Origin of the sequence: Hylemonella gracilis ATCC 19624 (genome assembly GCF_000211835.1) — a bacterium.
Classification (GTDB): domain Bacteria; phylum Pseudomonadota; class Gammaproteobacteria; order Burkholderiales; family Burkholderiaceae_C; genus Hylemonella; species Hylemonella gracilis.
On record NZ_AEGR01000107.1, the window covers coordinates 1 to 10,042 of the forward strand.

Consider the following 10,042-nt stretch of genomic DNA (forward strand, 5'->3'; position numbering starts at 1 on the left):
ACCCGCCGGTGACACGCGCCGGGTAGAGGCTGTTGAGCGGTGTGCCGTAGTGCAGGTTGTCGCCGTGCAGGCTGTAGGCCAGCTCGTCGGTCAGCACCTTGCCCATGAGCGTGGCCCCGGCTTGCAGCAACTGGGCGACGACGGCGCTGTGCTGCGTGGGCATGGGGTGGGTGGCCAGCCATGTGGGGTTGCCCGCGCCCGTGGGCTGGCCGGCCACATCGAACAAATCTTTGGCGGCAAAGGTCAGGCCCGCCAGCGGTCCTTCGGCCTGGCCAGCGATGCTGAATTTTCCGTGCGGCACCCAGGCGCCAACGGTGTCTGTGAGGGGGAAGGGCAGGGGGGCGTTCATGCGGCGGTTTCGGTGTGGGTGTGGGCGAGGCGGTCCATGTGCGCGCAGATGGCGCCGGGCGTGGTGAACCAGACGTCGCCGCCCGCACCGCCCGTGCCGCGCGCGGCGGCCAGGTGCTGCAGGGCGCGGCGCAGGTGGCGCAGGCGGTAGGGCTGGCCGACCAGGTAGGGGTGCAGGGCGATGCCCATCACCAGCGGCTGCTGGCGCGACTGTTCGAGCATCTCGTCGAAGTTGTCCACGATCATCTGTGCGAAGTCTTTGCCGTCCATCTGGCGCCCCACGATCATGGGGATGTCGTTGAGTTCCTGCGGGTAGGGGATGGACCACAGGCCCTGGCCGCCGCGCGTCGTCATGCGCACGGGCTGGTCGTCGTGGCACCAGTTGAGTGTGTAGCGGTAGCCGGCCTCGGCCAGCAGATCGGGCGTGAGCTTGCTCTCGGAAATCCAGGGCGAGAGCCAGCCCGCGGGGGCGGCGCCGCTGCGCGCGCGCATGCGGTCGCGGCACAGGGCCAGCAGCTCGCGCTCGGCCTGTTCGTCCAGCACGCCCTGGCGCTCGGCATTGCTGTGGCCATGGCCCACCAGCTCGTCGCCGCGCGCGGCGCAGGCCACCACCACCTCGGGGCAGTGGTCATAGAGCGCGGTGTTGATGAGCGCGGCGGCGGGCAGCTTCAATTCGTCAAAGAGTTCCAGGCAGCGCCACACGCCCACGCGGTTGCCGTACTCGCGCCAGCTGTAGTTCAGCACGTCGGGTTGGGGCGAGGCGGGTCCGATCATCGCGCCCAGACCTTCACCGAAGGCGAAGTGCTCGATGTTCAACGCCAAGTAGACCGCCAGCCGTGCGCCGCCCGGCCAGTGGTAGTCGGCGCGCCGCGTGATGGCCTGGTAAGGAAAGCGTCCGTGGTCGGGGAGTTGGCCGGGGTAGAGGGCGGGCATGGGGCTGTACCTCACAGGGTGGCCAATCCGGCGCGCACCAGCAGCCACTCGGCGCTGTCGTTCCACACGTCCATCTGCGTGATCAGTCCATGCTGCACCACGTAGCGGTCCACGTAGCGGTTGCCTTCGAAAGGCGTGCCGTCCGGCCACACGCCGTAGAGCGTGCCCAGGCTGTAGACGACGGTGTGCTCGGACGTGCCGCCTGCCACGGTCTCGGTGGCTTCCACTTTTTTCTTGACCCATTGGTAGCGCGTGGCGTTGAAGGCCGCGCATTCGGCGGGCGCCTGCATGGAGCGGGCGCCGGTGAAGCGGATGCGCAGTTCCGGCGCGATGAACTGGCTGGCGGCGGCCGGGTCCGGGATCATCAGCAGGCGCAGGTATTCGTCGACGATGGCGGCGGGGGTGGGTGGGGTCATGGGGGGATTCCTCTCGGTCGTCCCTGTTTTGGTGCCGGATGCACCAAGGGCTGTGGGGCGGGACGTTTCAAAATCGTGCTCGCAAAAGACATGCCATATTGTTGACAATATTGTTGTTAAGGTGAATACAAGAAAAAACAAGGATTGGCGACATTGGCACGTCGCTTGCATGGTGAGGCGAAGCCCGCGAGGCCGTCCTTTCCCATCCCTTACCTGGAGTCATGCCATGAACCGCTTTTCCTTTTCCCTCGGTCGTCGCGGCCTGTTGGCCGCCGGCCTGAGCCTGGCCGCTGCCGCCGTTTCGGCGCCTTCCCTCGCCGCCGAGCCCATCAAGATCGGCTTGGTCACCGCGCTGTCGGGCCAGTCGGCGCTGGCAGGCGAGGCCATCACGCGCGGCATGCAACTCGCCATCGACGAGATCAATGCCAAGGGCGGCCTGCTGGGCGGGCGCAAGCTGGAGCTGGTGCGCCGTGACGACGAGGCCAACCCCGCCAAGGGCGTGGTGGCCGCGCGCGAACTGATCTACCGCGAGAAGGTGGCGGTCATCTTCGGCGGCCTGGACACGCCGGTCTCCATGGCCATCGTGCCGCTGATCAATCAGGAAAAAGTGCCCTTCATGGGGCCTTGGGCCGCAGGCACGGGCATCACCAAGAATGGCGCGAATCCCAATTTCGCCTTCCGCGTCTCGGCCGTGGACGAAATCGTGGACGTGGGCATGCTGGCCTATGCGCAGAAGACCTTCAAGACGGCCAAGCCCGGCCTGATTCTTGTCAACAATCCCTGGGGCGAGAGCAACGAGAAGGGGCTGAAGGCCGCCATGGCCGCCAAGGGCGTGACGCCCGTCGGCATCGAGAAATACGAGGCCAACGACGTGGACATGGTGCCCCAGCTCACGCGCCTGAAGGCGGCGGGAGCCGACACCCTGTTCCTGGTGGGCAACGTCGGCCCCTCGGCCCAGGTGGTGAAGTCGCTGGAGCGCATGGGCTGGAAGGTGCCGGTGGTCTCGCACTGGGGTCCTGCCGGTGGTCGCTTCACCGAGCTGGCCGGTCCGAACGCCAAGGACGTGCACTTCGTGCAGACCTACAGCTTCTTCGGCAAGCAGTCGCCCGTGGGTGAGCGCGTGATCAAGGCCATGATGGCCAAGTACCCCAACGTCAAGGGCCCCGGCGACATCACCCCGGCCGTGGGCGTGGCCAACGCCTACGACGGCGTGCACTTGGCGGCGCTGGCCATCCAGGCTGCAGGCTCGACCGAGGGCGACGCCGTGCGCCAGGGCTTCTACAAGATTGGCAAGTACGAAGGTCTGATCAAGACCTACAACAAGCCTTTCAGCCCCGAGGTGCATGACGCCGTGTTGGCCGATGACTATGTCTGGGCGCAGTTCATCGACAACAGGATCGTGCCGGTGGGCCTGAACTGAGAACTGGTGAATAAATCTACTGCGCAACCCGATCGCCGCGTTGGGCGGTGCTCGCCATCCTCACGTACCTCAAGTACGTTCCGGTGGCTGTGCTCCGTCCGCCTTGCGCTCGGGCCGCTCGCTACGATTTCTTCACCAGTTCCGAAGCCCTTGCCTTGACGTGATCACAGGGACGGTCCGGCGGAGGATTTCCGTTTGATTTTTTGGAGAGGGAAGATTCATGCTGGTGCTATCCGCGCTGGTCAGCGGCCTGGGCCTGGGCAGCATGTACGGGCTGATGGCCCTGGGCTTTTACGTGACCTACGCCGTCAGCGGCACGGTCAACTTCGCCCAGGGCAGTTCGATGATGCTGGGCGCGGTGCTCACCTACACCTTCGCGCAGACCCTGGGCTGGCCCGGCTACGCCGCCGTGCTGCTGGCCCTGGCCTTGTGCGCGGTCTACGGCTTGCTGGTGGAACTGCTGGCCGTGCGGCCTTTCGTCAACCGTGGTTCGGACGCCTGGCTGATGGCCACCGTGGCCCTGGGCATCGTGCTCGATAACGTGGTCATGGCCACCTACGGCAAGGAGCCGCGCAGCCTGCCGTCGCCGCTGGCGCAGTCGCCGATCGAGGTGGGCGGGCTGGGCCTGGGCGTTTACCCGCTGCAACTGCTGATCCCGCTCGTGGGGCTGACCTTGGCGGCGGCGCTGCACTTGGTCTCGCGCCGCACCCGCTGGGGCACGGCCATGCTGGCCGTGGTGCAGAACCGCGCGGCCGCGCGCCTCATGGGCATTCCGATCCGCCGCGCGGTGGCGCTGGCCTTCGCGCTCTCGGCCCTGTTCGCGGGCATCGCTGGCGTGCTGATCGCGCCGCTGATGAATGTGCATTCGGACATGGGCACGCTGTTCGGCCTCAAGGCCTTCGCGGTCGCCATCTTGGGCGGCATCACCAGTGCCTGGGGCGTGATGATCGCCGGGCTGATCTTTGGCCTGGTGGAGGCCACCATCACGACCACGCTGGGTTCGGGCTACACCCAGATCCTGACCTTCGCGCTGGTGATCGCGGCGCTGGCCTGGCGCCCCAATGGCCTGTTCGGCCGCGCGGAAGTGAAGAAGGTATGAAGGCCTGTCAGATGTTTGAAGGCACTCGCGCCGCAATGCTTGGCAGGGAGATGAGCCCGTGACTTGGATCAACAAAAAGAAGCAGGGCGGTGTCGCGCTCGGCCTGGGCACGCCGCTGCAGATTGCGGCCTTCCTGGCCGTGCTGGTCCTCGGCGCAGGCCTTGCGCTCTCGCTCAATGGTTACTGGGTGTTTGTCCTGGCCCAGGTGGCCTTGTTGGCCATCGTCGGCGTGGGCCTGAACGTGCTGATTGGATTGACCGGTCAGATGTCGTTTGGCCACGTCGGTTTCTACGCCATCGGCGCGTACACGGTGGCCATCCTGACCACCAAGGCCGGGGTCAGCTTCTGGGTGGCCTGGCCCATCGCGGCTGCGCTCGGCGCGGTCTGCGGCGCCTTGCTGGCCTTGCCCGCGCTGCGCGTGAAGGGGCCGTATCTGGCGATGATCACCATCGCCTTTGGCTTCATCGTGGAACACGGCATCGTCGAGGCGGGCGCGCTGACGGGTGGGCAGAACGGCATCATGGGCATCAGCGGGCCGGTGCTGGGCGGCCTGGCCCAGGGCGAACGCGCCATGGCATTGCTGGCCATCGCGGCGGCGGGCCTGGCCTTGGCGCTGTACGCCTGGCTGGCGTGTGGCACCTGGGGCGCGGCCATGCGCGCGGTGCGCGACGCCGAGACGGCCGCCGAATCCATCGGCCTGAACCCGCTGGTGATCAAGACCGTGGCCTTCGCGCTGTCGGCGCTCTGCGCGGCGGCGGCGGGCGCGCTGTTCGCGCCGCTGTCGGGCTTCGTGACGCCCCACACCTTTGGCTTCGCTCAGTCCATCCTCTTCGTGCTGGTCGTCATGCTGGGCGGCGCGGGCTCGGTGGCGGGGCCGATGATCGGCGCGGTCATCGTGGGCCTGCTGCCGGAACTGCTCTCGGGTTTGGAGGAATACCGGCTGCTTTTCTTCGGTGTGCTGCTCTTGGTGGTGCTGTGGGCCGCGCCGGACGGCGTGGCGGGGATGTTGCGCCGCTTTCAGTCACTTTTGCGGCCGGGTCTGCGGCCAACTCTGCAGCGGCCGTCCTGCGCGGATGTCATCCCGGATGTCATGCCCGATGCAGGGGCCGTTGCGGGCTCGGCGTCCGCGCCTTCCAGCATGCGAGTGGACGAGGCGCCTGCCTTACCCCCGCGTGTGCGCCTGCCGCTGACCGCACGAGGCCTGAGCATGCGGTTTGGCGGCGTGCGTGCCGTGTCCGATCTGTATTTCGAGGCGCCCGCCGCCGCCGTGACCAGTCTGATCGGCCCCAATGGTGCGGGCAAGTCCACGGCCTTGAACATGCTGGGTGGCTTCTACCAACCCACCGAGGGTGATTTCGCGCTGGGCGGTGAGACCTTGACGGGCCTGGACGCCATGCGCATCGCGCGCCGGGGCGTGGCGCGCAGTTATCAGACTTCGCAGCTGTTCGGAAGCCTGAGCGTGCTGGACAACGTGGTGCTGGCCCTGCACCGGGGCCGGCTCGGGCCGCTGCTGGGATCGACCGGTCGCCTGGATCCTGCGTTGACCGCGCGGGCCGTTGAACTGATCCGCTGGTGTGGTTACACCGGGCATCCCCGCACACTGGCCGCCGACCTGCCGCACGTGGACCGACGCCTGGTGGAGATCGCGCGCGCCCTGGCCGCCGACCCCGAGGCGCTGCTGCTGGACGAGCCCGCGGCCGGCCTCTCTCGCGAAGACAAGGAGCGCCTGGGCACGTTGCTGCGCCGCATCGCCGACGCGGGGGTGACGGTGCTGCTGGTGGAGCACGACATGGCCCTGGTCATGGGCATCAGCGACCAAGTGGTCGTGCTGGACGCGGGTGTGCGCCTGGCCGTGGGCACGCCCGCCCAGGTGCAGGCCGACCCGGCGGTGCAGCAAGCCTATCTGGGCGAAACTCTGGAAGGCGGCTCCGAGCCCCGCGCGGCCGACTCGACCGGCACCGGGCAAGGTCGCGAAATGCTGGGTGTGGGCGCCTTGGTGGCGGGTTACGGCGCCGAGCCCGTGCTGCATGGCATCGATCTCCAAGTACGCCAAGGGGAGGTGGTGGCCCTGCTGGGCGCCAACGGCGCGGGCAAGTCCACCTTGATGAAGGCCTTGGCAGGCCTGCACCGGCCGGTGCAGGGCGGCATCCACCTCGAAGGCCTGGAACTCAAGAACTTCGGCGCCGAGCAAGTGGTGGCCCGGGGCGTGGTGCTGGTGCCCGAGGGGCGCCAAGTCTTCCCCGAGCTCAGCGTGCTGGACAACATTCGCCTGGGCGCCTTCCTGCAGCCTGCGGACCGGGATGCGCGGGTGGAGGAGCAGCTGCGGCGTTTCCCGCGCCTGCGCGACCGCCTGCACCAGCGCGCCGGCCTGCTGTCGGGCGGCGAACAGCAGATGTTGGCCATCGCGCGTGCCCTGATGGCGCGCCCGCGCATCCTCTTGCTGGACGAGCCCTCGCTGGGCCTGGCACCCAAGGTGATCGCCGAGCTGTTCGCCGCGCTGGACCAATTGCGCCGCGAGGGCATGACCTTGCTGCTGGTGGACCAGATGGCTGGTCTGGCCCTGGCCCTGGCGGACCGCGCCTATGTCATCGAGGGTGGTCGCGTCGTGGCGCAGGGCACGGCCGCCGACATCGCGGCGGACGGTGCGCTGGCCCAGGCTTATCTGGGGCAGCAGGCGAAATCGACGCCAATGCCAGCTTGATGCCTGACGTAACCCTGTGAAACCCCGGTAACGGCGGGCTGGGCGGTGGGTTGCCCCATCCGCGCGTGCCTGCAGCGGGGCGATCATCGAACGCAGCGTGCCCGAGACGCGGTGAGACGCTGGTTGAGAGGCCGCTTATTTCCCTGCTCCGTGAATTCGTTCCCCTCCGTTTGCGTTGCAGCGCTGTTTCGGTGGCACAATCCCGTCCGTACTGAGGGGCGGGGTATCCACATGGAGCCGCCCTTGGGCCCTTCCAGCCACAGTCGCATCCGCTAACCGGTTCAGCCGTGCCGCGGAAGGTTTCTTAAACCAGTCAAAGTTTCCTGCAGGGAAACGGAGGTCAGCGCAATGAGCGAATCCAACGGCTCCGCGTCGTCTGTCTATCAGACTTACCGCGATAACACCTATCTGTTCGGTGGCAATGCCCCGTACGTCGAAGAGATGTACGAGAACTACCTTGCCAACCCCGGCAGCGTCCCCGACAACTGGCGCGATTATTTCGACGCGCTGCAGCACGTGCCCGCAGTGGACGGCAGCAACAGCCGCGACGTGCCGCACCTGCCCGTCATCAACGCATTCGCGGAACGCGCCAAGCAGGGTGTCACCCAGGTGGTGATGGCCACCGGCGCCGACTCCGAGATGGGGCGCAAGCGCACCGCGGTGCAGCAGCTCATCGCCGCCTACCGCAACGTCGGCGCACGTTGGGCCGACCTGGACCCGCTCAAGCGCACCGAGCGTCCCGCAATCCCCGAACTGGACCTCGCGTTCTACGGTTTCACCGACGGTGATCAGGAAACCGTCTACAACACGAGCAACACCTTCTTCCCGGGTGAGACGATGTCGCTGCGTCAGCTGCTCAACGCGCTGCGCGAGACGTACTGCGGCACCATCGGTGTCGAGTACATGTACATCACCGACCAGACGCAGAAGCGCTGGTGGCAGCAAAAGCTGGAAAGCACCCGCGCCAACCCGAATTTCACGGCCGAGCAGAAGAAGCAGATCCTGGACCGCCTGACGGCCGCCGAGGGTCTGGAGCGTTACCTGCACACCAAGTACGTCGGTCAGAAGCGCTTCTCGCTCGAAGGCGGCGAGAGCTTCATCGCCGCCATGGACGCGCTGATCCAGCAGGCTGGCGCCAAGGGCGTGCAGGAAGTCGTGATCGGCATGGCCCACCGCGGCCGCTTGAACGTGCTGGTCAACACCCTGGGCAAGATGCCCAAGGACCTGTTCGCCGAGTTCGATCACACCGCGCCCGAGGAACTGCCCGCCGGTGACGTGAAGTACCACCAGGGCTTCAGCTCCGACGTGACCACCCCTGGCGGCCCGGTGCACCTGAGCCTCGCCTTCAACCCCTCGCACCTCGAAATCGTCAACCCCGTGGTGGAAGGTTCCGTGCGCGCGCGCATGGACCGCTGCGGTGACGCTGAAGGCAAGCAAGTGCTGCCGGTGCTGGTGCACGGCGACGCTGCCATTGCTGGCCAGGGCGTGAACCAGGAAACGCTGGCGCTTTCGGAGACCCGTGGCTACAGCACGGGCGGCACGGTGCACATCGTCATCAACAACCAGATTGGCTTCACCACCAGCGACCCGCGCGACAGCCGCTCCACGCTGTATTGCACGGACATCGTCAAGATGATCGAAGCGCCGGTGCTGCACGTCAACGGCGACGACCCCGAAGCCGTGGTGCTGGCCACCAAGCTGGCGTTGGAATACCGCATGGAATTCCACCGCGACGTGGTGGTGGACATCGTCTGCTTCCGCAAGCTGGGCCACAACGAGCAGGACACCCCGAGCCTGACCCAGCCGCTGATGTACAAGAAGATCGGCGTGCACCCCGGCACGCGCAAGCTCTACGGTGACAAGCTGGTCACGCAGGGCATCTTGCCGCCCGATGGTCCGGATGAGTACGTCAAGGCGTACCGCGCCGCCATGGACGCTGGCAAGCACACGGTGGACCCGGTGCTGACCAACTTCAAGAGCAAGTTTGCCGTCGATTGGTCGCCTTTCCTGAACAAGAAGTGGACGGACGCCGCTGACACGGCCCTGCCCCTGGCCGAGTGGAAGCGCCTGGCTGAAAAGCTGACCACCATTCCCGACAGCGTGACACCGCACCAACTGGTCAAGAAGGTGTACGACGACCGCGCCGCGATGGGCCGTGGTGACATGCCCGTGGATTGGGGCATGGGCGAGCACATGGCCTTTGCCTCCCTGGTCGCAGCGGGCTACCCCGTGCGCCTGTCGGGCGAGGACTGCGGCCGTGGCACCTTCACGCACCGTCACGCCGTGATCCACGACCAGAAGCGCGAGAAGTACGACGAAGGCATCTACATCCCGCTGCAAAACGTGGGCGAGGGCCAGGCGCCGTTCACCGTCATCGACTCCATCCTGTCGGAAGAGGCGGTGCTGGCCTTTGAATACGGTTACGCCTCCAACGATCCGCACACCCTGGTGATCTGGGAAGCCCAGTTCGGTGACTTCGCCAACGGCGCGCAGGTCGTGATCGACCAGTTCATCGCCTCGGGCGAAGTGAAGTGGGGCCGCGTCAACGGCATCACGCTGATGCTGCCGCACGGCTACGAAGGCCAAGGCCCGGAGCACAGCTCCGCGCGCCTGGAGCGCTTCATGCAACTGGCCGCCGACACCAACATGCAAGTGGTGCAGCCCACCACCGCCAGCCAGATCTTCCACGTGCTGCGCCGTCAGATGGTGCGCCCGCTGCGCAAGCCGCTGGTCATCATGACGCCCAAGTCCCTGCTGCGCAACAAGGACGCCACGTCACCGCTGTCCGAGTTCACCAAGGGTGGTTTCCAGACCGTCATTGGCGAGCAGAAGGAGATCGCGGACGACGCCAAGGTCAAGCGCGTGATCTGCTGCTCGGGCAAGGTCTATTACGACTTGGTCAAGAAGCGCGAGGAAAAGGGACTGGACGACGTCGCCATTCTGCGCATCGAGCAGCTCTATCCCTTCCCGCACAAGGTCTTCGGCGCGGAACTCAAGAAGTACCCGAACGCCACCGAGATCGTGTGGTGCCAGGATGAACCGCAGAACCAGGGTGCTTGGTTCTTCATCCAGCACAACATCCACGAAAACATGCTGGATGGCCAGAAGCTCGGTTACGCGGGTCG

The 10,042-nt window shown here is 66.6% G+C and carries 7 protein-coding genes; 4 read left to right on the forward strand and 3 right to left on the reverse strand.

What is annotated here, in order from left to right:
- The 3 genes from HGR_RS15860 to HGR_RS15870 all read right to left on the reverse strand — a co-directional run.
- A partial coding sequence (locus HGR_RS15860) for an amidase family protein (protein ID WP_006299390.1) occupies positions 1-349 on the reverse strand: 349 nt, incomplete at its 3' end.
- Positions 346-1,281 carry a polysaccharide deacetylase family protein gene (locus tag HGR_RS15865; RefSeq protein WP_006299391.1) on the reverse strand — a complete coding sequence of 312 codons (936 nt, stop codon included), beginning with the start codon at positions 1,279-1,281 and terminating at the stop codon, positions 346-348. The genes HGR_RS15860 and HGR_RS15865, both read right to left, overlap by 4 nt.
- A gap of 11 nt (positions 1,282-1,292) precedes the next feature.
- A complete protein-coding gene (locus HGR_RS15870; RefSeq protein WP_006299392.1) occupies positions 1,293-1,697 on the reverse strand; it encodes a nuclear transport factor 2-like protein in 405 nt (134 codons plus the stop codon).
- 226 nt (positions 1,698-1,923) lie between these two features.
- On the opposite strand from HGR_RS15870, the gene HGR_RS15875 reads away from it, so the two are divergent.
- From HGR_RS15875 to HGR_RS15890, 4 genes are all read left to right on the forward strand, one after another.
- Positions 1,924-3,117 carry an ABC transporter substrate-binding protein gene (locus HGR_RS15875; protein ID WP_006299393.1) on the forward strand — a complete coding sequence of 398 codons (1,194 nt, stop codon included), beginning with the start codon at positions 1,924-1,926 and terminating at the stop codon, positions 3,115-3,117.
- 220 nt (positions 3,118-3,337) lie between these two features.
- Positions 3,338-4,216 (forward strand): branched-chain amino acid ABC transporter permease, encoded by an 879-nt coding sequence (locus HGR_RS15880; RefSeq protein WP_006299394.1) that lies wholly within the window; start codon positions 3,338-3,340, stop codon positions 4,214-4,216.
- A gap of 58 nt (positions 4,217-4,274) precedes the next feature.
- Positions 4,275-6,917 (forward strand): branched-chain amino acid ABC transporter ATP-binding protein/permease, encoded by a 2,643-nt coding sequence (locus HGR_RS15885; protein ID WP_006299395.1) that lies wholly within the window; start codon positions 4,275-4,277, stop codon positions 6,915-6,917.
- A gap of 348 nt (positions 6,918-7,265) precedes the next feature.
- Positions 7,266-10,042, forward strand: a 2,777-nt coding sequence (locus HGR_RS15890) for a 2-oxoglutarate dehydrogenase E1 component (RefSeq protein WP_006299396.1), incomplete at its 3' end; no start/stop codon positions are given.

Excerpts from the sequence above, each read along its gene's own strand:
- HGR_RS15865 (WP_006299391.1), bottom strand. The coding sequence starts at position 1,281 with ATGCCCGCCCTCTACCCCGGCCAACTCCCCGACCACGGACGCTTTCCT.
- HGR_RS15870 (WP_006299392.1), bottom strand. The coding sequence starts at position 1,697 with ATGACCCCACCCACCCCCGCCGCCATCGTCGACGAATACCTGCGCCTG.
- HGR_RS15875 (WP_006299393.1), top strand. The coding sequence starts at position 1,924 with ATGAACCGCTTTTCCTTTTCCCTCGGTCGTCGCGGCCTGTTGGCCGCC.
- HGR_RS15880 (WP_006299394.1), top strand. The coding sequence starts at position 3,338 with ATGCTGGTGCTATCCGCGCTGGTCAGCGGCCTGGGCCTGGGCAGCATG.